Annotated in this window: 21 protein-coding genes and 2 pseudogenes; 10 read left to right on the forward strand and 13 right to left on the reverse strand. The window is 60.9% G+C overall.

Annotated features, from left to right (window positions below; translation table 11 throughout):
- Nucleotides 1–131: 131 nt before the first annotated feature.
- Nucleotides 132–746 carry a 50S ribosomal protein L25/general stress protein Ctc gene (locus J7U39_RS03750; RefSeq protein ID WP_210630470.1) on the reverse strand — a complete coding sequence of 205 codons (615 nt, stop codon included), beginning with the start codon at nucleotides 744–746 and terminating at the stop codon, nucleotides 132–134.
- 403 nt (nucleotides 747–1,149) lie between these two features.
- Between J7U39_RS03750 and J7U39_RS03755 the strand changes: the two genes are divergently transcribed.
- Entirely contained in the window at nucleotides 1,150–2,694 is a 1,545-nt protein-coding gene (locus J7U39_RS03755; protein WP_210630471.1) for a hypothetical protein, read from the forward strand.
- Nucleotides 2,695–2,901: 207 nt separating this feature from the next.
- Here J7U39_RS03755 and J7U39_RS03760 read toward each other — a convergent pair whose 3' ends face one another.
- From J7U39_RS03760 to lgt, 6 genes are all read right to left on the reverse strand, one after another.
- Nucleotides 2,902–3,834, reverse strand: a complete 933-nt coding sequence (locus J7U39_RS03760; RefSeq protein ID WP_210630472.1) for a ribose-phosphate pyrophosphokinase — start codon at nucleotides 3,832–3,834, stop codon at nucleotides 2,902–2,904.
- 105 nt (nucleotides 3,835–3,939) lie between these two features.
- Complete coding sequence (locus J7U39_RS03765; RefSeq protein WP_210630473.1) at nucleotides 3,940–4,761, reverse strand: hypothetical protein; 822 nt, start codon at nucleotides 4,759–4,761, stop codon at nucleotides 3,940–3,942.
- 102 nt (nucleotides 4,762–4,863) lie between these two features.
- Nucleotides 4,864–6,015, reverse strand: coding sequence for a Xaa-Pro peptidase family protein (locus J7U39_RS03770; protein ID WP_210630474.1), 1,152 nt, complete (start codon nucleotides 6,013–6,015; stop codon nucleotides 4,864–4,866).
- A 5-nt stretch (nucleotides 6,016–6,020) separates the two neighbouring features.
- A complete protein-coding gene (gene pgeF / locus J7U39_RS03775; protein WP_210630475.1) occupies nucleotides 6,021–6,815 on the reverse strand; it encodes a peptidoglycan editing factor PgeF in 795 nt (264 codons plus the stop codon).
- Nucleotides 6,816–6,925: 110 nt separating this feature from the next.
- Nucleotides 6,926–8,026 carry a class I SAM-dependent methyltransferase gene (locus tag J7U39_RS03780; RefSeq protein ID WP_210630476.1) on the reverse strand — a complete coding sequence of 367 codons (1,101 nt, stop codon included), beginning with the start codon at nucleotides 8,024–8,026 and terminating at the stop codon, nucleotides 6,926–6,928.
- Between the two features lie 18 nt (nucleotides 8,027–8,044).
- Nucleotides 8,045–8,893 carry a prolipoprotein diacylglyceryl transferase gene (gene lgt, locus J7U39_RS03785; protein WP_210630477.1) on the reverse strand — a complete coding sequence of 283 codons (849 nt, stop codon included), beginning with the start codon at nucleotides 8,891–8,893 and terminating at the stop codon, nucleotides 8,045–8,047.
- Nucleotides 8,894–9,097: 204 nt separating this feature from the next.
- On the opposite strand from lgt, the gene J7U39_RS03790 reads away from it, so the two are divergent.
- The 4 genes from J7U39_RS03790 (at nucleotide 9,098) to J7U39_RS03805 (ending at nucleotide 11,429) form a co-directional block, all read left to right on the forward strand.
- On the forward strand, nucleotides 9,098–9,358 hold the full coding sequence (locus tag J7U39_RS03790; protein WP_210630478.1) for an accessory factor UbiK family protein: 261 nt from the start codon (nucleotides 9,098–9,100) through the stop codon (nucleotides 9,356–9,358).
- A 388-nt stretch (nucleotides 9,359–9,746) separates the two neighbouring features.
- Nucleotides 9,747–10,247: a YbjN domain-containing protein gene (locus J7U39_RS03795; RefSeq protein WP_004680153.1), complete on the forward strand. Its 501-nt coding sequence runs from the start codon at nucleotides 9,747–9,749 to the stop codon at nucleotides 10,245–10,247.
- A 1-nt stretch (nucleotide 10,248) separates the two neighbouring features.
- Entirely contained in the window at nucleotides 10,249–11,076 is an 828-nt protein-coding gene (gene proC / locus J7U39_RS03800) for a pyrroline-5-carboxylate reductase (RefSeq protein ID WP_210630479.1), read from the forward strand.
- 11 nt (nucleotides 11,077–11,087) lie between these two features.
- Nucleotides 11,088–11,429 carry a tRNA-binding protein gene (locus J7U39_RS03805; protein ID WP_210630480.1) on the forward strand — a complete coding sequence of 114 codons (342 nt, stop codon included), beginning with the start codon at nucleotides 11,088–11,090 and terminating at the stop codon, nucleotides 11,427–11,429.
- A gap of 54 nt (nucleotides 11,430–11,483) precedes the next feature.
- Here J7U39_RS03805 and J7U39_RS03810 read toward each other — a convergent pair whose 3' ends face one another.
- Nucleotides 11,484–12,137, reverse strand: coding sequence for an MBL fold metallo-hydrolase (locus J7U39_RS03810; RefSeq protein ID WP_210630481.1), 654 nt, complete (start codon nucleotides 12,135–12,137; stop codon nucleotides 11,484–11,486).
- A 289-nt stretch (nucleotides 12,138–12,426) separates the two neighbouring features.
- Between J7U39_RS03810 and J7U39_RS03815 the strand changes: the two genes are divergently transcribed.
- The gene (locus tag J7U39_RS03815; RefSeq protein ID WP_210630482.1) at nucleotides 12,427–13,044 is read left to right on the forward strand and encodes a DUF1236 domain-containing protein; all 618 of its coding nucleotides are present in this window, start codon (nucleotides 12,427–12,429) and stop codon (nucleotides 13,042–13,044) included.
- 166 nt (nucleotides 13,045–13,210) lie between these two features.
- Here J7U39_RS03815 and J7U39_RS31665 read toward each other — a convergent pair.
- Nucleotides 13,211–13,303 (reverse strand): annotated as a pseudogene (locus J7U39_RS31665) (branched-chain amino acid aminotransferase); the annotation flags it as partial.
- A gap of 275 nt (nucleotides 13,304–13,578) precedes the next feature.
- Between J7U39_RS31665 and J7U39_RS03820 the strand changes: the two are divergent.
- From J7U39_RS03820 to J7U39_RS03830, 3 genes are all read left to right on the forward strand, one after another.
- Entirely contained in the window at nucleotides 13,579–14,070 is a 492-nt protein-coding gene (locus J7U39_RS03820) for a MarR family transcriptional regulator (RefSeq protein ID WP_210630483.1), read from the forward strand.
- The gene (locus J7U39_RS03825) at nucleotides 14,071–14,772 is read left to right on the forward strand and encodes a response regulator transcription factor (RefSeq protein ID WP_210630484.1); all 702 of its coding nucleotides are present in this window, start codon (nucleotides 14,071–14,073) and stop codon (nucleotides 14,770–14,772) included.
- Between the two features lie 74 nt (nucleotides 14,773–14,846).
- The gene (locus J7U39_RS03830; RefSeq protein WP_210630485.1) at nucleotides 14,847–16,223 is read left to right on the forward strand and encodes an ATP-binding protein; all 1,377 of its coding nucleotides are present in this window, start codon (nucleotides 14,847–14,849) and stop codon (nucleotides 16,221–16,223) included.
- Here J7U39_RS03830 and J7U39_RS03835 read toward each other — a convergent pair.
- Nucleotides 16,220–16,643: pseudogene (locus tag J7U39_RS03835) on the reverse strand (helix-turn-helix domain-containing protein). The gene J7U39_RS03830 and the pseudogene J7U39_RS03835 sit on opposite strands and share 4 nt — an antisense overlap.
- Before the next feature lie 71 nt (nucleotides 16,644–16,714).
- Here J7U39_RS03835 and J7U39_RS03840 point away from each other — a divergent pair.
- A complete protein-coding gene (locus tag J7U39_RS03840; protein WP_210630487.1) occupies nucleotides 16,715–17,587 on the forward strand; it encodes an oxidoreductase in 873 nt (290 codons plus the stop codon).
- A 61-nt stretch (nucleotides 17,588–17,648) separates the two neighbouring features.
- On the opposite strand, the gene J7U39_RS03845 is transcribed toward J7U39_RS03840, so the two are convergent.
- The 3 genes from J7U39_RS03845 to J7U39_RS03855 all read right to left on the reverse strand — a co-directional run bounded on the left by J7U39_RS03845 (nucleotide 17,649) and on the right by J7U39_RS03855 (nucleotide 19,850).
- Nucleotides 17,649–18,110: a BA14K family protein gene (locus J7U39_RS03845; protein ID WP_210630488.1), complete on the reverse strand. Its 462-nt coding sequence runs from the start codon at nucleotides 18,108–18,110 to the stop codon at nucleotides 17,649–17,651.
- Between the two features lie 147 nt (nucleotides 18,111–18,257).
- On the reverse strand, nucleotides 18,258–18,473 hold the full coding sequence (locus tag J7U39_RS03850; RefSeq protein ID WP_003561293.1) for a cold-shock protein: 216 nt from the start codon (nucleotides 18,471–18,473) through the stop codon (nucleotides 18,258–18,260).
- A gap of 486 nt (nucleotides 18,474–18,959) precedes the next feature.
- Complete coding sequence (locus tag J7U39_RS03855; RefSeq protein WP_210630489.1) at nucleotides 18,960–19,850, reverse strand: DMT family transporter; 891 nt, start codon at nucleotides 19,848–19,850, stop codon at nucleotides 18,960–18,962.
- Nucleotides 19,851–19,887: the final 37 nt, after the last annotated feature.

A 19,887-nucleotide genomic window follows, 5' to 3' on the forward strand; every position in this document is an offset into this window, starting at 1 on the left:
CTGAAACGGAGGCTTGGCAGGCAATGAAAAGCCCGCCTTCCCCGTAAGCTGGCTCTAGAAAGTTGGATGGCAACTTTCTAGAGCCAGTTCACCGGGGAGGCGGGCTATATGCTTTCAATTGGTCGAAGCGATCAGGCTTCGGCTTCACCTTCAGCTTCCGTGGCGCTCTCGTCGACGCCGGCAGCCGGAGCGACGATGGTGGCGATCGTGAAGTCGCGGTCGATGACCGGGCTGACGCCCTTCGGAAGGGTGACTTCCGAAATATGGATGCTGTCGCCGATCTTCTTGCCGCTGAGGTCAATGTTGAAGAATTCCGGGATCGCATCGGCCGGGCAGTGAACTTCAACTGCGTGGCGGACGATGTTCAGAACGCCGCCGACCTTGAGGCCCGGAGACTTCGTTTCATTGACGAAGTGAACCGGGATTTCGACGGTCACCTGGGTGTTGCCGGAGACCCGCAGGAAATCGACATGCAGCGTGAAGTCGCGGACCGGATCGAGCTGGTAGTCCTTCGGCAGAACCTTGTACTTCTTGCCGTCGACTTCGATGGTCGCTACGGTGGTCATGAAGCCACCGGCATGAATGCGCTTCGTCACCTCATTGGTGTTGATAGCGATGGCAATGGGGGCCTGCTTGTCACCATAGATGACAGCGGGAATCAAACCGTTGCGGCGAAGTTCACGGGCGGACCCCTTACCAACCCGTTCGCGCGCCTCGGCCTTGAGCTCGTAAGTTTCCTGGCTCATGGCTTTTCCTTTCGAGGTTATTTGGAGAGTTCGGCGGCGGGCAAAAGCCTTGTTCCGTCGAACCGGAGGCGGGTTTTCCCGTCCTCATCCGCGTTGCCTCCAAGGGTGTCTACGCGGACCGGTGGCCTATAGTATAAGTCGTCCTGAAACGCAAGTTGCCGATAGCGCCGGTTTTCCGACGATGGAGGGGCTTTCGCCGGGGCGCTCCATCATTTGAGAAGAGCGAACTCGCCCAGATTGCATCCGCACCCATCCCAATGCGAGAACCTTGTTGAAATCACTCGCGATCTGCACCTGGTCAAAGGCAAGATTGCCAGTGCCTATCGCCGCTTGGCTTGACATCGGCGCGCTTCGCATCTTTGGATGGCCGCAACCGAAAAGCGGCTGAGGAGAAAACCGGACCATGCGTCTCAAACTTGTCACGGCAACGAGTATGCTTGCCCTTTGCCTTTTCACCGGGGCCGAGGGCGCGGAGATCAACCAGGAGGGCGCCAATGCGGTCAAGGAGACCCTGACGAAGCTGCTTCCGCAGGATTTGGCAAAAAGCGGTCTCATCACCGTCAATCCGGCCGGCACGCGCTATGAGGTCATCTATGATCTGGCGAAGCTGCTTACCAAGGCCGATCCGGCGACGTTTGCGATCACAGGGCTGACACCGTTTTCGATGTTCGCCACGCCATTGGACAGCGGGCTCTGGAACGTCGAAGGCGACAACAAGCTCAACGTCTCGGGCCATTTCAAGGGTCCAGACCAGAAGCCGACGGATTTCACCTATTCCATCGCGTCGCTTGTTTACACCGGCGTCTTCGACCCGGCGATCAGCTATCTGCGCTCCGGCACCTTCGCGGCTAAAGACATCAAGGTATCAAGCAAGTCCGAAACCGAGGAAGTCCATGCCAGCATCGCCAGCATGGACCAGAAGCTGAGTTCGACCGACAGCACAGGCGGCAATGGACGTATCGATTTTGCCGGCAGCGGCTCGATGTCTGATTTCGTCGAGCAGGTTTCCGGCCTGCAAATGCCGCCCATCGAACTTCGTGCCGGCTCAATCGATGTCGATGCCAAGGTGAACGGCCTGCCGGCCAAGCAGATTCGCGAGATAGTCTTCTTCGTGCTCGACCATCTCGATGAGAAGGAATTGAGCCCGGAAAACAGCGACAAGCTAAAGGGAATAGTGAAGGAAGCCTTCCCCCTTCTGACCTTGTTCAGCGAGACGATCGGGGTCAACGACCTGACCGTCAGCAGCGAGATGGGCAAGGGCGGCGCCAAGGCATTCGGCTACAACCTCGCCATCGATGGGCCCAGTGACGCAATGCGTTTTGGCTTCGGCATGAATGCGCAGGAGATCAGCCTCGACACACCGCTGATGCCGGCAAACTATTCGGCCTTCATGCCGAGCAACTTCGATTTCCAGCTCGCGCTTCCGAACCTGGATTTCGCAAGCTTCGGCGACGCCCTCATGGCGATGGATTTCAAAGATTCGGCGTCCGAGAAGACCGGCGAGGAGATGGCGAAGAAGCTCTTCCGCGATGGCCGGCTTGCCGTCGAGTTTCCGAAGATCAGTGCCAAATCGCAGGTCTATGACGTCGATATAACCGGCAGGATCGAAGGTCGCGTCGATACCGAGAAGGACTATTCGATGGAGGCGACGATCCTCGCCCGCGATCTCGACAAGACGATCGCGGCGGTCCAGGAGCTTGCCAAGACGGACCCCGATCTCAACCAGGTCTCCTTCGGCATCATGATGGTGAAGGGCTTTGCCAAGATCGATCCGGATGGCCGTTCGCGCTGGGACGTCAGCATCAGCCGCGACGGTTCCGTGGCGGTCAATGGCCAGCAGATCAAGGGACCGGATGGCCCGAATCAGGATCAGGGGCTGGAGTCGGACCAGGAGCAGGAACCGGATCAAGGACAGGACGTGATACCTGCGCCGCCGCAGCAGCCTTGAAGGTTCTCGATTGGAATCGAAAAAGAAAGAGGCCGGCTTGTGCCGGCCTTCAGGCCGCTGACAAACCACTGCAAAAGCCGTGTCGCCATCTTCGGCCTTGTGCCGAGGATCTCATCCGGCCGATTAAATATCTGAAAATAATGCTTTCCTGCCAAGGAATTGCAAGGGCCAGATGCTCGGCACGCCGAGTATGACGGAGGAGGCTTTTTAATCGAAAAGGCTGGAGACCGACTCTTCCTGGCTCGTGCGGCTGATGGCTTCGCCGATCAGCGGGGCCGTCGTCACGACGCGGATATTGTGCGCTGAAAGCACCGCCGTTGTCGGCTGGATTGAATCGGTGATGACGAGTTCACGCAGCTTCGAGGAGGTGACGCGGGTGACCGCGCCGCCCGAGAGAACGCCGTGCGTGATATAGGCGGTGACGCTGGAGGCACCCTGGGCGAGCAGTGCGTCGGCCGCATTGCAGAGGGTGCCGCCGGAATCGACGATGTCGTCGATCAGCAGGCAGTCCTTGCCGGTGACGTCGCCGATGATATTCATGACCTCGGATTCACCCGGCCGATCGCGACGCTTGTCAACGATGGCCAGAAGACAGTCCAGCCGTTTGGCGAGCGCGCGGGCGCGCACCACGCCGCCGACGTCGGGCGAGACGACCATGACGTTGCTGAGGTCATAATGGCTCTTGATGTCGCGCGTCAGCACGGGCATGGCGAAGAGGTTGTCTGTGGGGATATCGAAGAAACCCTGGATCTGACCGGCATGGAGATCGAGCGTCATGACGCGATCCGCGCCGGCTTCGGTGATGAGGTTGGCAACCAGCTTGGCGGAGATCGGCGTGCGGCCGGATGCGCGGCGGTCCTGACGGGCATAGCCGAAATAGGGAAGAACGGCGGTGATACGGCGTGCCGACGAACGACGCATCGCGTCGATCATTATCAGCAGCTCCATCAGGTGGTCGTTGGCGGGAAAGGCGGTGGGCTGCACGAGGAAGACGTCCTCGCCGCGCACGTTTTCCTGGATTTCCACGAAGATTTCCTGGTCGGCAAACCTTCGGACACTGGCTCTTCCCAAAGGAACATTGAGATAGTTGCAGATCGCTTCGGCGAGTTGCCGGTTCGAATTGCCTGCGAAAACCTTCATTTTGGTCCGCCTATTATGCGCTGATAGCCGCGCTTTTTAGTCAGCTTCCCCGTGAATGCAAGGGCAAAGGCGCCACAGACTTTCATATTTGCAAAAAGTTTGTGACTAACCACCCTGAGTTTGCCGCCAGGAGGTGAATTCCGCGATGGTTTTCGAAGCGATCTGTTGCATCACCGAAGCCGGGACACCCGCCCAAGGGTCGGCCGCGGCTGTCGGCACGCTTTCCTGGCCTTGGATTCGGTGCAGGCGGGCGCCGCCGCCATCGAGAACGTCCCAGACATAGACCACGGTGACCTTGCCTTCGTCACCGAAGGCAGAGAGGTAACCTTTGAGGATGTAATCGCTGCTCGTGTCATTCGAGCTCTTGATGGAAAGGCCGTGGGCGCGCGCCTCGGCGCCGAGCTGGCGCGAGAGCGGAGTCACGGCTTGCACCGGCGCCCCGATGATCGGCAGGAAGCGCACCGTATTGCCACGCGCGGAAGATGCGCCGGGCGCGAGGCCGGCGGTCTGCTGCGGTTGCTGCGTGTCAAGCAGCTGGCCGGGCTGTGTTGGAGTCTCGGCGCCGGCAGCGGCCGGCGGCAGCGCCTGTCCCTCGATCGGGGCGGAGGCGGCGGGCGAGGAGCCGTTTCTCGACAGCGCGTCTGCCTGCTCCTGCATCGTCGTCGGCGGCGCGCCGCTGCCGGGTCGATAGGTTCTTTGCGACTGATCATAGGCCGGATGATAGCCACTCGGCTGCGTGCTCCCGGCAAAAACCGGCTGGCGGGTGCCGGCCAGACGTTCTGCCTCGCCCTGCGTCACCGGACTTGACGGCGGAGTTCCGGAGGATTCGCCGATGCCGACTAGCGGCGTCAGCGCGTCGGTGGTGTTGCAGGCGGTCAGCAGAGCAATGACGAACAGGAGCGTGGGCACAGTCGCAGTTCGCGTCATCCCGTGATCCGTCCTTCCCACAATCGTATCAGCCCGCCCGGATTTATGCGGGCGGGCACGGTCCTCTGTCAATTCCGGATTCTCACCGGTCAGTCCCGGTCTTCAAAGGCCGATGAAATCGAGCGAATGACGGGAAAGTGGGCGCGGTGCATCCGCCGTCGTCAGGTAGGTCTGTCCGAGCGTCATTGCCGTGCCGGTATCGGAATCGGCAATGATCATGTGCACGAACAGCGACATGTTCGGCTCGATCGGCTGCGGATTGCCGACATGGAACATCTGGTGCTCCATCCAGGAGGGCGAGAAGCGGGCGCCGAGCGAATAACCGCAGGCATTCAGCCGGTGGCGGGCGAGGCCGCGCTCGTCCATGATCCTGGCATGCATGTCGAAGACGTCACCAAAGGTGTGGCCGGGCTTCAGCACCGTCTCGATCGCCTCGATGGTTTCGCGGCAGGCATTGTAGAGCTCGCGATGGCGTTGCATCGGCTCGCCGATGACGATCGTGCGCATCATGGCGGCATGGTAATGCGCATAGGTGCCGGCCCATTCCAGCGTCAGCTGGTCGTTGGCGTCAAGCTTGCGGCGGCCGGCCTTGTAGCGGCAGAGCAGGGCGTCGGCAGCCGAGCCGATGATGAACTCGTTGGCGGGATAATCGCCGCCGCCGGAAAAGACCGCACCCTGCATGGCGGCGAGGATATCGGCTTCGTCAGCGCCGGGCCTGGTCAGCCGGATCGCGGCGTCGAGCGCGTCGTCGGCGAGAGCGGCGGCGCGCTCGACATAGGCGACCTCCGTCGGGCTCTTGACGAGACGAAGACGGCTGACGAGATAGGAGGCGTCGACGATCTGGCCGAAAGTGGTCAATTGTGCGTCGAGCAGACGGGCGACGCGGCCGGTCATGCCGTGGGTGTCATATTCGACGCCGATGCGGGCGCCGAGCAGATCCATCTCGACCATGAGGTTCTTCAGGTCGAGCGTCGGATCGGCATTGACCCTGTCGACCCAGATGTGGACGTCCTCAAGGATCGATGTGTGTCTGGCCTGGCGAAGATCCGCCGAGCGGGTGATCAGCGCCATGGTGCCGTCGCTCTTGACGATCAGCGTCTGGAAAAAGCAGTAGCCGAAGGTGTCGTAGCCGGTCAGCCAGTACATGCTTTCCTGGGCGAAGAGCAGCAGGGCGTCGAGCTTTTCTTCCTTCATCTTCTCGGTGAGGCGCGCAAGCCGGCTTGCGAACTCGGCCTTTTCGAAGTGCAGTGCCATTCTGCTCAAGTCTCCCTGATTGATATCGCTGAAATCTGGCGGCCGTAGTCCGGCTCGCCGCGATGTGTCGTCCGGCGATAGGAAAAGAAGCGCTCGCTATCCGGATAGGTGCAGAGCCCGAGGCTTTCGGCCTGCACGCCAGCCCGCGTCAGCCTGTCGATCGTCAGCGCCGGCAGATCGAACATGGCGCGGCCCGGCGTTGCGGACGGCTTGAAAAAGCGTTCGTAGTCCGAATTCTCGGCGACGAAGCGATCGACGAATTCCGGCCCGACCTCGTAACTCGCCTGACTGATCGAGGGGCCGAGGCAGGCCAGTATGCTGGCGCGGTCGGCTCCCAATGCTTCCATGGCGGCAATGGTGTTTTCGAGAACACCGGTCAGCGCGCCCTTCCAGCCGGCATGGGCGGCGCCGATGACGCGATTTTCGGGGTCGGCAAAGAGGATCGGGCCGCAATCGGCGGCCAGCACGCCAAGGGCAATGCCGGGAACTGCCGTCACCATCGCGTCCGCGTCGGGACGGGCGCCATCGTAATCGGCGCCAATCGTCACGACGTCGGGCGAATGCACCTGATGAACAGTTGCCAGCCGCTCGAGCGGCAGATCGAACCAGGCGGCGACACGGCGGCGGTTTTCCACGACGTTCCCGCGCTCGTCGTTGGAGCCGAGGCCGACGTTGAGACCGCGATAGATCCCTTCGGAAACACCGCCTTTCCGGGTGAAATAACCGTGGCGGATGGTGCCGCCCGTCGCTTCGTTCAGCAGCGTGCTTTGGATCGGTGCGGGAGAGGCCGCGTCCTGCATCTGTAATTCCGGGTTTTTCGAGGGGTTTGTTTTGTCCCGAGCGCATCGCATCCACGGCGCGCTTCAAGTTCCTGTTTCGCGCGGATGTTGGCTCAGCCGCCTGCGCCCTGTCAATCCACCGGGCGAAAGGGCATGAGATCAACGGCAGGGTGGGAGACCGCCATGACCTTGAAGAGTTCGCCCATCCGACCCTCACCGGCGCCGGCAAGCCTGTCGATCGCCGACTGGATCACCTGCTGGGTCTGCGGTTCGCGGTCACGCCCGAGGGCGGCGGCGCGTTCGAGAATGCCGAGGCCGGTCAGAAAGTCACCCTGGTGCAGGGCGCCGTTCAGATGGAGGCCGGCCGTCATCGCCGTCTCGGCGAGCTGCTGGAAATCGACATGGCTCGTCAGGTCAGCTTCGCCGGGGTGGGCGAGCGGCGGGTCGAATTCATGCATGCGCACCGCCTGCAGCGTATCGCCGAAGCCAGTGACGAGATGGCCGTAGTCGATGACCAGCGCCGTGCCGCCGAAGGCGCGCAGCCGCTCACAGATCGCCATCATCACGGCCTGGCGGGCGGGCGAGATCTCGAAGAGCGTGCCGAGCGGGAGGTTCTGCACTGGTTCCGGCAGTAGGGCAGGATCGATGCCCGCGACACCTGCGGCAAAGGTCAGTTCGCCATCGGCGTCAAGCCCGACCATGCGCTCGCGGAAACCCGTTTGCGTGCGGACGAACTGCCGGATCGGGATCGCGTCAAACAATTCGTTGGCGGCAATCAGCGTGAAGCCCGGCGGGACCTCATCAAAGCCACCGTGCCACGCGATCCTTTCGCCATAAGCTTCGAGTGTCTGGCTCTGGACGTCGCGCAGGCGCTCGCTGGTTTCGACGAGATGCACGCTCATCGTGTCGAAGAGCGGCGGGGCGATGCGGGCGATGACGCGCAGCATATCCGCCATCATCGTGCCTCGGCCGGGGCCGATCTCGACCAGGCGCACATCTGCCGGCGTGCCATGACGCTGCCAGGCATGGACGACGAAGACGCCGATCATCTCGCCGAAGATCTGGCTGACTTCGGGCGCGGTGACAAAATCGCCGGAACGGCCGAAGGGCTCGCGGGTGCGGTAATAGCCGTGCTCGGGATCGGCGAGGCAGAGCGAGAAATAGTCGGTGACGCTGATCGGGCCGTTGGCCTGGATGATCGCCTTGATCTTTTCGCCTAGAGCGGTGGTCATGTCGCGCGTCCTGCCGGTTTAGAGCTGCGGCGCGGCCTGGCGGCGGGCCCGCAGGATCGCCCAGAGGCCGAGCAGGATCATCGGGGAGGAGAGGATCATGCCCATGGTCAGCCAGTTGGTGCCGAGGAGGTAACCGAGCTGGGCGTCCGGCTCGCGGAAGAACTCGACGAAGATGCGCGACAGTGCATAACCGCAGACGAAGACGCCCGTGATGAAGCCAGGGCTTTTCAGCGCGCGCATGCCGTAGACGAGGGCGGCAAGCACCAGGAGCAGAACGATGCCCTCAAGGCCGGCCTCGTAGAGCTGGCTCGGATGGCGGGCGAAGGGACCACCGGTCGGGAAAACCACGGCCCAGGGGACGTCGCTCAGCCGGCCCCAGAGCTCGCCATTGATGAAATTGGCGATGCGGCCGAAGAACAGGCCGAAGGGAACGACGGCGGCGACGATATCGAACAGGCTCCAGATCGGAATGGCATTGCGGCGGGCAAAGATGATCATGGCGATCGTCGTGCCGGTCAGGCCGCCGTGGAAGGACATGCCGCCGTTCCAGATTTCGACTGCGCGGATGGGATCGCGCAGGATGGCGGAGAGGTCATAGAAGAAGATATAGCCGAGACGGCCGCCGAGCACGACGCCGAGGGCGGCCCAGACGATGAAATCGTCGAGCTGCGTCTTCGTCATCGGCGATGTATTGCCAGGCCAGAGACTGTCGTTGGCGGCGAGGCGGCGCGCATAGGCCCAGCCAAGCAGGATGCCGGCGACGTATGCCAGGCCGTACCAGTGAATCGCCAACGGACCGAGCGAAAAAGCGATCGGATCGATGTCCGGGAAAGGCATGATGGCAAGGAGATTGGCTGCTATCGGCAAGATTTTCCCATCCGTTGAGGTCGGCGGAACATGCCGCCGCGATCCCGGACGGTCAAGTGCATTGTTCGTGATCGCTCCTCCGCTACCTTCTTCAGGATAAGGCTATCCCGCGCAAAGCGCTTGCATCCCAGGTGGCGAAGCCCTACCTCAATCTTCGGGGCCCCGAAGGGCTGAATTCACCTTATACGAAGGGAGAAAAACGCCATGACGACCGGAACGAACCGCATCATGGACGAGTTCGCCAAGCTGATGACCGACGCGGCAGGTGCCGCCCAGGGCGTCCGCAAGGAGATCGAGACGGCTTTCAACGCGCAGGCCGAGCGTTGGCTGAACAGCATGGACGTCGTCAAGCGCGAGGAATTCGAGGCCGTGCGCGAGATGGCGATCAAGGCGCGTGATGAAAATGAGGCGCTTGCCGCCCGTATCGCGGCGTTGGAGGCCAAGCTCGCCGGCGAGAGCCACTAAATTCCCATATGGCGCAGATGCGGCGTTGCCTTCATGCCACACGCCGCATCTGTCACAAAAAATTCCAGGTGAGTTTTCCACCTGTGGACACTGCCAAAAAAGCCAATACGCAGAGTCGTTTAATCTCCCTTCTGAATTGAGTTTCGAAGTGCTTTCCACAGCAGGTCCGCCCTATTTTCCCTTCTGGGGGCTGGCAGGTGGCAAGGGTCATTATACACTGATTTTAAATGATGATTCGAAGCGACTTGGTAAGCTCCGGGCAGGTTATCTGCGTTAAGTCTGGCAGCGGTTCAACGATCATCCGATGGTGGTTTCCGGTATTGCGTGTGTCTTTCTTGTGTTCGTATCCCAAGCTAAGCCGCATTCGTTCCGGTCAAGAAGGTGCTGCATGAACCTGATGGAATTGGAAGTCGAGCGTCAGTCGAACCCGGTCGATATGATCGAGTACGTGGCCTCCAACAACGACTGGTCGTTCGAGCGGTCCGGCGAGGACGAGATCGCAATGACGGTCGAGGGGCGCTGGGCGGACTATCACGTTTCCTTTTCATGGATGGAGGAATTCGAGGCGCTGCATCTTGGCTGTGCTTTCGATATCAAAGTCCCCGACATCAGGGTCAACGAGGTGGTCAAGCTGCTCTCGGCGATCAACGGGCAGGTGCTGATGGGTCATTTCGACCTCTGGCGTCAGGAAGATGTCGTCATCTTCAGGCAGTCGCTGCTGCTTGCAGGCGGCGCGGAGCCGACCAATCGCCAGGTAGAGGTGCTGCTTTCCAGCGCGCTCGACACCTGCGAAGCCTATTTCCAGGCATTCCAGTTCGTTGTCTGGTCCGGCATGGACGCGGCGAAGGCGATGGAAGCCGTGCTGTTCGAAACGGTAGGCGAGGCATAAGATGCCAGCGAAGGCTTTCTCCTCGGCAAATCCCATCGTGCTGATCGGCGCCGGAAACATGGGCGGAGCCATGCTCTCCGGCTGGCTGAAGAGCGGCGTTCCGGGTTCGGCCGTCATCGTTGTGGATCCCGGCCCCTCGTCGGCGATGCTGGCGACGATCAAGGAAGCCGGTGCGATGCATCTGACCACGGTCCCTGCGGAATTGAAGGCGAGTGTCTTATTCCTCGCGGTCAAGCCGCAGGTGATGGAGACGGTGTTGCCGGCGGTGAAGAGCGCCGTCGGACCGGCGACGGTCGTTGTCTCGGTCGCAGCCGGCAAGACGCTCGGTTTTCTCGAAAGACATCTCGGCAAAGCCGCCATGGTGCGAGCCATGCCGAACACGCCGGCTATGGTCGGCCGCGGTGTGACGGGGGCCTTTGCCAATTCAGGGGTCAGCAATCCGCAGCGCGAACGCGTCCATGCCCTTCTCAGCGTCTCCGGCCCGGTCGAATGGGTGCCTGCCGAGGCCGATATCGATGCCGTGACGGCGCTTTCCGGCAGTGGCCCGGCTTATGTATTCTATCTCGTCGAATGTATGGCGGAGGCAGGCCGAAAGCTCGGCCTGCAGGCGGACCTCGCCATGCGTCTTGCGCGGGAAACGGTCGCGGGGGCTGGTGAACTCTTGCACCAGTCCCCCGACGATGCTTCGCGGCTGCGCCAGAATGTGACGTCTCCCGGCGGCACGACGGCGGCGGCGCTCGCCGTGCTGATGGCGGAGAACGGCATGCAGCCCCTGTTCGACAAGGCGCTCGCGGCAGCGCGCAAGCGGGCCGAGGAACTGGCCGGCTGAGGAAGAACCACATGGCGGAAGAGATCAGCTACGCCGATTTCGAGCGTGTCGACATCCGTGTCGGTACGATCATCGAAGCGAGCCCCTTTCCGGAGGCGCGCAAGCCGGCTTTCAAGCTGCTCATCGATTTCGGCCCTGAGATCGGCATCAAGAAATCCTCGGCGCAAATCACCGTGCATTATACGCTGGAAATCCTGATCGGCCGGCAGGTGCTCGGCGTCGTCAACTTCCCGCCGCGGCAGATCGGGCCGTTCCGTTCGGAAGTGCTGACGCTGGGATTCGAGGACGAGAATGGCGCGATCGTGCTTGCGGCGGTCGAACAGCCGGTGCCGAACGGCAGGAAGATGATGTGAGTATCGGCTCACATCGTTCTGCCGGGTGGTGCCTGACGTGTCTGCATTGGATGCTCAGCGAGGCCTGATTTCCTGCAGAAACGGATTGCTTCGCCGTTCGTCGCCGATGCGGCTGCCGGGCCCGTGGCCGCAGATGAAGCCAACGTCGTCGCCGAGCGGCAGGACCTTGTCGCGGATCGAATCCAACAGCTGCTGATGATTGCCGCCCGGCAGGTCGGTGCGGCCGATCGAGCCGTTGAAGAGCACGTCGCCGAGATGGGCGAAATTCTGCGCGCGGTTGAAATAGATTACGTGGCCGGGGGCGTGGCCGGGCGTGTGATAGACCTCGAATTCGTGGGCGCCGAAGGAGACCTTGTCGCCGTTCTTCAGCCAGCGGTCCGGCAGAACATTGCGCAATCCAGATATGCCGTATGTCGCGGCCTGGGTCTCAATCCGCTGCAGCAGCGGCAGGTCGTCCTGATGCGGGCCGACGATGTCGACGCCGAGCGCTTCCTTCAACTCCCTGGCGCCGCCGGCATGGTCTAGATGACCGTGCGTCAGCCAGATTTCCTTGATGGTCAGGTCGCCGTTCTCAATCGCCTGAAGGATCAGCGGCACGTCGCCGCCCGGATCGACGACGATGCCTTCCCGGGTATCGGGATCGAAGAAGACCGTGCAGTTCTGCTGAAAGGGTGTCACCGGAATGATGCCGGCCTGGAGCATGCCCATAAGTGCCTCGCTTGGGTGTCTCGGGTGCTCAGGGTATAGTCTGAAACGGCGTCGAGGACAGCCGAAATCTTCGGCTTTTGACGCGTGTTTCACGGCAGCAAGACCCACTGCAACACAAGTTTATACGTCCCTTCCACCGTACGGCCCGTCGGGGAAGTCCAGTTTTGTTATGATTTTTCAATTGCTTGCCAGCGCGTATTTACAGGTGTTGTTTTGCCGGGTCGGGGCGCGTGGGAACATCGTAGAACGCCGCGCGTTGTCCGGCCATCGAAACCAAGGAGACGCTCACATGACCTTGAAGAGAAACATCCTATTGGCTGGAGCCGTGCTCCTGGCGAGCGGCAGTCTGGCGCAGGCGGAGATGGTGGCGACCACGGTCAACGATCTCAACGTCCGCGCCGGTCCGGGCCCGCAATATCCGGCAGTCGGCCTTGCCACCCGCGGCTCGACCGCGGTGCTCGACGGCTGTATCGAGGGCAGCCGCTGGTGCCGTGTCGACGTCAATGGCATGCGCGGCTGGGTCTATGCGGATTATCTGCAGATGGACTACGGCGGCAACCAGGTTATCGTCGAGCAGCATCGCGCCGAGATCGGCGTTCCCGTCGTGACCTACGAGTCGACCGCCAGCGTTGTCCCGGCTGACCCGCAACCGGCGCCGGGCGATGAATTGATCGGTCCCGTTGGAGCCGTCGAAACGATCACTCCGCCGGAGACGGTGCGGACCTACATCGAGACCAATCCGACCGAGACAGTCCGGCTTGGCGGCGATGTGGTCGTCGGCGCGGAAGTGCCTGCCGACGTGACTTTCGAGACGATTCCGGACTATGAATACCGCTACACAAGGATCAACGACCGGCCGGTGCTGGTCGATCCAGGTACGCGTCGGATCGTCTACGTCTATCAGTAAGATCATCGGGAAATCCGAAACGAGGCGGTCGGCAGGCCGCCTCGTCCGGGCAATTCCTCCTCCCGCCTTAATCCCGCAAGGATGGATTTTCCCAGCTTTCTTTCTTTGTATGAGAAAATAATAATATATTAAGAGTTCGGCCTCTTAGAGACCGGCGTTGCTTCCGCGGCCTAACCGGTGCGACCGAACCTGCGAGGAAACATTCGCTGAAATCAGGCAGTTCCTCCGGCCGGATCGCGCCCTCGATCACCTCGATGCCAAGCGATCCCAAACCTTCTCCGGCGCTTAGCGCGCCCTGCCTGTTGATTGTTGTCCCCATTACGTTTTATCCACAGGCGGTAAGGGAATTACTTATTGCGGTCGGAAGTTCCGGCGGACCTTGGTTTCCAAAAGAAGTGTCAGGGAAACTGAGAAGCTGGGAGCTCCCACGAAAGTTCGGCAAAGCTGGCAGCCGCGTAAATTTATGCCAACAATACTGATCTATATTTTGCGGATAGTTTCCCGCAACATGCGGAACGAGAAAGGAAATGCCGAGTGTCACGACAGACCGGTCTGAAAGCAGGCAAGCCGGAGCCGTTGGCCACGCCGATGGAAGATACAGGCGGTATCGATTTCGAGATCATCGAACTGTTCTTCTTCGCCTATCGCGACTTCGTTTCCGATCCTGACGCCATCCTCGAGAAGAGCGGCTTCGGCCGGGCGCATCACCGCGTCGTGCATTTCGTCAACCGCAATCCGGGCATGACGGTGGCTGATCTTCTCGACACACTGAAGATCACCAAGCAGAGTCTTGCAAGGGTGCTGAAACAGCTGATCGACTCAGGCTATATTCGCCAGGTGGCCGGTCCTGAGGATCGGCGGCAGCGCAAGCTTTATCCGACGAAATCGGGCCGCGAGCTGGCGCTTGCCCTTGCAGAGCCGCAATCGCGCCGCATTGAGCGGGCATTCGAAGGAGCCTCTGCGCAGGAGCGGGAGGGCGTGAAGGCCTTCCTCGGAGGCATGCGGGACAGAAAGAAGGCGGATTGAATGGCGGTCAGGACAGGTATTTCCGACGATGCGGCGCATCTGCTGGTGGTCGACGATGACTCCCGCATCCGCGCGCTGCTCAATCGTTATCTCGCGGAGAACGGCTTTCGCGTCACTGTCGCGGCCGACGGCGCCGAGGCGCAGCGCAAACTTGCCGGTCTCGATTTCGATCTCATCATCATGGATGTGATGATGCCGGGCGAATCCGGCATAGACGTCACCCGCGGGCTTCGGGCCATCAAGAATGTGCCGATCATCATGCTGACGGCGCTGGCGGAATCGGGCAACCGCATCGAAGGCCTCGAGGCCGGCGCCGACGATTATCTCTCAAAACCCTTCGATCCGCGCGAGCTGGTCCTGCGCATCAACAATATCCTGCGCCGCAACGCTGGCGGTGAGGGGCTGAAGATTGAACAGGTCATGTTCGGGCCCTACACTTTCTCCTTGACCCGCAAGGAGCTGAAGAAAGCCAGTGAGGTGATCCGGCTTACCGATCGCGAGCAGGAAATCATGCTGCTCTTTGCGCGGCGCGCCGGTGACACCATCCCCCGTCACGAACTGATCGGCAATGACACAGAGGTCGGCGAGCGGACGATCGACGTGCAGATCAACCGGCTCAGGCGCAAGATCGAGGAGGATCCGGCCAACCCCGTCTGGCTGCAGACGGTTCGCGGCATCGGATACAGGCTGAGCATCGACTAGATTTGAGAAGTGGAGCATGATGCCGATGACGTTCACACTTTCCCGCATCGTGCTCTGAACGGCCGGGACCGACGATGGTGACAATGGACAGTTTGCGGCGGGAAGACCGCGCTCCGGCGGCGGGCTGGCGCTGGATCGTCCGCTGGCTGCGGCGCCGATTGCCCACCGGACTCTACGCGCGCTCACTGCTGATCATCATCATCCCGATGGTGCTGCTGCAATCCGTCGTGGCCGCCGTCTTCATGGAGCGTCACTGGCAAATGGTGACCGAACGGCTGTCGCTCGCCGTCACCCGCGACATCGCCGCGATTATCGAGATCGTCGAGACCTATCCGCAGAATTCGGACTATAGCGAGATCATCCGCATCGCGCGCGATCAGCTCAACTTGCAGATTTCGATCGAGCCGGACGGCGATCTGCCGCCGCCGCGCGTCAAGCCCTTCTTCTCGATCCTTGACGGCATTCTCAGCGATGAGATCACCGATGAGATTCACCGGCCTTTCTGGATCGACACGGTTGGTAACTCGAATCTCGTCGAAATCCGCATCAAGCTCGAGAACAAGATACTGCGGGTGCTGGCCAAACGCAGTCAGACCTATGCCTCAAACACCCATATCTTCATCGTCTGGATGGTCGGCACGTCGCTGGTGCTGATCGGCATCTCGATCCTCTTCCTGCGCGGACAGATTCGGCCGATCCTGATGCTGGCCCGGGCTGCCGAAAGCTTCGGCAAAGGGCAGAAGCCCGACAATTTCTATCCGCGCGGCGCCGACGAGGTCAGGCGCGCCGGCCTTGCTTTCATTCTGATGCGTGAACGCATCGAACGGCAGATCGAGCAGCGCACGGCGATGCTTTCCGGCGTCAGCCACGATCTGCGCACCATTCTCACCCGCTTCAAGCTGCAACTGGCGCTCGCCGGCGACAATCCCGACCTGCATGGCCTGAACGACGACGTCAATGATATGCAGACGATGCTGGAAGCCTACATGGCCTTCGCCCGCGGCGAGGTCGAAGAGGATGTTGGCGAACTGAAGCTCAGCGAGATCTTCGCCAAGCTGGAATCCGATTTCGTCCTGCATCGTAAAAGGTTCAGCTATTCGATCGAGGGCGACGACGACATTTCCGTCAGACCGAATGCGTTCACGCGTCTCGTCACCAACCTTGCCTCGAACGCGCGCCGTTATGCCGACAGGCTCGACATCGAGGCCAAGCACAATGCCAAGTGGCTGACTGTTATTTTTGACGATGACGGGCCGGGCATTCCGGAAAAGAATCGCGAAGACGTGTTCAAGCCGTTCTTCCGGCTGGACACGGCCCGCAACCTCGATGCATCGGGCACTGGCCTCGGTCTTGCGATCGCCCGTGATATTGCGCGCAGCCATGGGGGCAACGTCACGCTCGGCGACAGTCCACTCGGAGGCTTGAGGGCGACGATCCGCATTCCCGCTTAAATGTCCGTTGCCGTCAGCTTCACGGCCTTGCGCGCATCGAACTCATCCAGGCGCTCGACGATCCAGCGCCAGAGAGTGACAACCTGCATGAGCAGATTGCGGCCGAGCGGCGTCAATTCATATTCGACGCGCGGTGGAATCTCGGGATAGAGCGTGCGAATAATGAGGCCGTCGTTTTCGAGCGTGCGCAGCGTCTGAGTCAGCACTTTCTGGCTGATGCCATCAACCCGCTCCATGAGGCGCGAGAAGCGTAAGGGCGCGCCGGCATCGGACAAGACGTGCAGGATGCGCAGCGGCCATTTCGCCGCCGCCCGCTCGATCAAGGCGCGCGCCCGCGCATCCTGCTCGTCGGTCATGTTGCAACAGAAATCGAACATTTCGCCGGCCATTCCCAGTTACCTCAGGGTGTGTATAGATCATACTGGTACCTTCTTTCGAATGGAAACAATACGACCTACATGCTCCGGGAACCAATCAAGGAGAGGTTACCGATGTCGAAGGTGTGGTTGATTACAGGCAGTTCGCGTGGTCTCGGTCGGGCGCTGGCGGAGGCGGTTCTGGCAGCCGGCGACAATCTGGTGGCGACGGCGCGCGATCCCGCTCAGCTTGCCGTTCTTTCCGAACTGTACCGCAGTCAGGTGCTGACGCTGGCGCTTGACGTGACCGACGAGCAGGCGGCAGCTGCCGCGGTGGAAGCTGGCGTGAAGCGGTTCGGCCGTATCGACGTGCTTGTCAACAATGCCGGCTACGGCAATGTCGGCCCGATCGAGGATACCAGCCTTGCCGATTTCCGGGCCCAGATCGAGACCAACCTGTTCGGCACTGTTATCATGACCAAGGCGGTGATCGCCCTGATGCGCGAACAGGGTGCGGGCCATATCATCCAGTTCTCATCCGTTGGTGGCCGTATCGGACCGGCTGGACGCGGCGCCTATTCGGCAGCCAAATTCGCCGTCGAGGGCTTTTCGGAGGTGTTGTCGAAAGAGATCGCGCCATTCGGCATCAGGGTGACGGTGATCGAGCCGGGCGGCTTCAGAACGGATTTTGCCGGTGCCTCGACGGTGCTGGCCGAGGGGCGAGCGAACTATGCGGAAACGGTCGGCGCCACAGTGCGCTTCCAGCGTGAATATGACGGCCGTCAACCTGGCGATCCTGCCAAGGCGGCTGCGGTCGTCATCCACATTTCAGGGCTCGAACAACCGCCGTTCCGGTTGCTGCTCGGCAGCGATGCGGTTCGCAATGTCGAGAAAGCGGATGCGGCGCGCATCGAGGCCGATCGAGAATGGCGTGCCGTCAGCGTCTCGACTGATTTTGACCCGGATGCCGAAGCGGGCCTAATGCCTTGGGAAAAGAAGACCGCCTAAACTCGGCAAAAAACAAAAGCGCCGCTGAGGAGCGGCGCTTTGTATCAGGAATTTTGAACAATCAGCCTGCAGTGCAGAAATGGCTGCGGCCGTCATTGCCGATATAGGTGCCGCTGCGCGGATCGAAGGAGCGGTAGCGGTAGGAGCAGTAACGCTCCCATTGCGGTGACCAGGGCTCCACCGAGGTGCGGACGGGCGCATAATATCTCGGCTGTTCGACATACTGCGGCTGCTCGACATAGACGCGGCGCGGGGCGCGATAGACCGGAGCAGGCTCGTAATATCCCGGCTCGTAAGGCGGGTCGATGTAGCGGGGTTCGTCGTAAACAGGGCCGTTATTGGCGTTGGCGATGGCCGAGCCGACGATCAGACCGGTGGCGAGGCCGACAGCGCCGCCGACCAAGGCGTCGTTGTTGTTATGATGGCGCCAGTGGCGGTCGCCGGCCGAGGCGTCGCCGATGACGGAGAGAGTAAGCGCGGCAGCCGTTGCCGTCAGCAGAAGAGTTTTGGCGAGCCTGTTCATAACCATCAAGTCCCAATCTCGGAAACCGAACTCCGGCTCCTTCTCGATGGTGTCAGTCCTAGAGATTTCTAGCTGAACGAAGGCTGAACGACAAAACCCGGCATTGCTGCCGGGCTTCAACTCGAATTCGACAGCCTAGTTAAGGGCTCAGCCGGCAATCTGCAGATTGACAGCCTTGGGCCCCTTGCCGCGGCGATCCGGCTCCGTGTCGAAGCTTACCTTCTGGTTTTCCGTCAAACCGGCCAGCCCGGAGGCCTGTACGGCAGAAATGTGAACGAAGATATCGGCGCCGCCCCGGTCCGGCTTGATGAAGCCGAAGCCCTTGTCGGTATTGAAGAATTTTACAGTGCCAGTCTCGGCCATGCGTCAGGTCCTTTTCTCTCTGCCCGCCATCCACACGGGCAGCATCATAGCATTGCCTCCTTGCGGGAGGCGTTAGCAGGCAAGTCTTGAAATGTGAGAAAAAGGTCCCCTCTACCTCGGCCTGTTCCAAGCAGGACTTTCGCCTGCTTTTTCTGGAACCGGCTGACCGGAATATTAGCGTTCCCGGCGCGCAAATACTTAAGGACTTCCCATGCTCGCAAAATGCCCGAACGAGCCGAGAGTGCTGCGTTTAAGGGATTTTGGCAAGCAAAAGTTTTTTAACGTGTCCTTCCGGGCACACTGCTCCCGACATCTGGTTTGCGCAAAAACGCAAAATTTCCGTCGCGAACGGAGGATGATTAACGATTCATATCGTCCGCAATGTAAGTTTCGGGCAGATTTTGCCAAAAATGCAACGTAAACGGGCCTTGCGGGTTCCTAAAATTTTTTTCCAGATCCGGCGTCCACCCATATTTGGAGGCGTGTTCAGACGGCTGGCAAGCGGCGGCGAGCAAATCCGGGGACGATCTCGACTACAAGCATAGCGATAAACATTAGCGCACAACCTGTATATCCTGTCGCCGGCATCGACTCACCGAGAATCAGGGCTGCGAGCGATGCACCGAAGAGCGCTTCGGACGAAAGGAAGATCGCCGCCTGCGACGGCGTCGTGTAGCGCTGCGCGATTACCTGCAGCACGAAGGCCAGACCGGACGAGAAGATGCCGACATAAAGGATCTCGGGTCCTGCGGACCAAATCGCGGAAAGGCTGATCGGTTCGACCGTTGCGGCAATGGCCAGCCCGAAGACAGTGGTAACGGCAAATTGCGTGGCCGCCAGCGCGAGTGGCCTTCCGTTCTCGGAGACGGTCGTGCCGGCAAGGGTGATCTGGATCGCCCAGAAGACGGCGCAGACCACGGTCAGGAGATCGCCTGAGGTGAGCGCCGAAAGATGACCGCCGGATAGGAGATAGATGCCGGCGAGCGCCATCAGCGCGCCCGGCCAGATGATCCAATGCGGGGCACGGCGCAGGAAGAACACGGCAATGAGCGGCACGAAGACGACATAGAGGCCGGTGATGAAGCTGGAATTCGTTACCGTCGTCGTCTGCAGGCCGACCTGCTGGGTGGCAGCGCCGCTGAAAAGGGCAAGGCCGGTAAGGACGTAGAGCCTGGCATGGCGCGCGCTGGTCTTCGCCTCTGCCTTGCGCGCTTCCAGAAGAACGAAAGGCAAGACGGCCAATGTGGCAACCGCAAAACGCAGGGCGATGAACCAGAAGGGGCCGATCGCCTTCATCGCCGTCGATTGTGCGACGAATCCGCCGCCCCAGATGGCGGCGGCAAACAACAGGAGGAGATTCGCCTGAATGCGCGTCATGTCGTCCTCCAAGGGAAGGGAGATGTGTCCGAGCGGT

The organism is Rhizobium sp. NLR16a (assembly GCF_017948245.1).
Classification (GTDB): domain Bacteria; phylum Pseudomonadota; class Alphaproteobacteria; order Rhizobiales; family Rhizobiaceae; genus Rhizobium.

Excerpts from the sequence above, each read along its gene's own strand:
- J7U39_RS03750 (WP_210630470.1), bottom strand. The coding sequence starts at position 746 with ATGAGCCAGGAAACTTACGAGCTCAAGGCCGAGGCGCGCGAACGGGTT.
- J7U39_RS03755 (WP_210630471.1), top strand. The coding sequence starts at position 1,150 with ATGCGTCTCAAACTTGTCACGGCAACGAGTATGCTTGCCCTTTGCCTT.
- J7U39_RS03760 (WP_210630472.1), bottom strand. The coding sequence starts at position 3,834 with ATGAAGGTTTTCGCAGGCAATTCGAACCGGCAACTCGCCGAAGCGATC.
- J7U39_RS03765 (WP_210630473.1), bottom strand. The coding sequence starts at position 4,761 with ATGACGCGAACTGCGACTGTGCCCACGCTCCTGTTCGTCATTGCTCTG.
- J7U39_RS03770 (WP_210630474.1), bottom strand. The coding sequence starts at position 6,015 with ATGGCACTGCACTTCGAAAAGGCCGAGTTCGCAAGCCGGCTTGCGCGC.
- pgeF (WP_210630475.1), bottom strand. The coding sequence starts at position 6,815 with ATGCAGGACGCGGCCTCTCCCGCACCGATCCAAAGCACGCTGCTGAAC.
- J7U39_RS03780 (WP_210630476.1), bottom strand. The coding sequence starts at position 8,026 with ATGACCACCGCTCTAGGCGAAAAGATCAAGGCGATCATCCAGGCCAAC.
- J7U39_RS03790 (WP_210630478.1), top strand. The coding sequence starts at position 9,098 with ATGACGACCGGAACGAACCGCATCATGGACGAGTTCGCCAAGCTGATG.
- J7U39_RS03795 (WP_004680153.1), top strand. The coding sequence starts at position 9,747 with ATGAACCTGATGGAATTGGAAGTCGAGCGTCAGTCGAACCCGGTCGAT.
- proC (WP_210630479.1), top strand. The coding sequence starts at position 10,249 with ATGCCAGCGAAGGCTTTCTCCTCGGCAAATCCCATCGTGCTGATCGGC.
- J7U39_RS03805 (WP_210630480.1), top strand. The coding sequence starts at position 11,088 with ATGGCGGAAGAGATCAGCTACGCCGATTTCGAGCGTGTCGACATCCGT.
- J7U39_RS03810 (WP_210630481.1), bottom strand. The coding sequence starts at position 12,137 with ATGGGCATGCTCCAGGCCGGCATCATTCCGGTGACACCCTTTCAGCAG.
- J7U39_RS03815 (WP_210630482.1), top strand. The coding sequence starts at position 12,427 with ATGACCTTGAAGAGAAACATCCTATTGGCTGGAGCCGTGCTCCTGGCG.
- J7U39_RS03825 (WP_210630484.1), top strand. The coding sequence starts at position 14,071 with ATGGCGGTCAGGACAGGTATTTCCGACGATGCGGCGCATCTGCTGGTG.
- J7U39_RS03830 (WP_210630485.1), top strand. The coding sequence starts at position 14,847 with ATGGTGACAATGGACAGTTTGCGGCGGGAAGACCGCGCTCCGGCGGCG.
- J7U39_RS03840 (WP_210630487.1), top strand. The coding sequence starts at position 16,715 with ATGTCGAAGGTGTGGTTGATTACAGGCAGTTCGCGTGGTCTCGGTCGG.
- J7U39_RS03845 (WP_210630488.1), bottom strand. The coding sequence starts at position 18,110 with ATGAACAGGCTCGCCAAAACTCTTCTGCTGACGGCAACGGCTGCCGCG.
- J7U39_RS03850 (WP_003561293.1), bottom strand. The coding sequence starts at position 18,473 with ATGGCCGAGACTGGCACTGTAAAATTCTTCAATACCGACAAGGGCTTC.
- J7U39_RS03855 (WP_210630489.1), bottom strand. The coding sequence starts at position 19,850 with ATGACGCGCATTCAGGCGAATCTCCTCCTGTTGTTTGCCGCCGCCATC.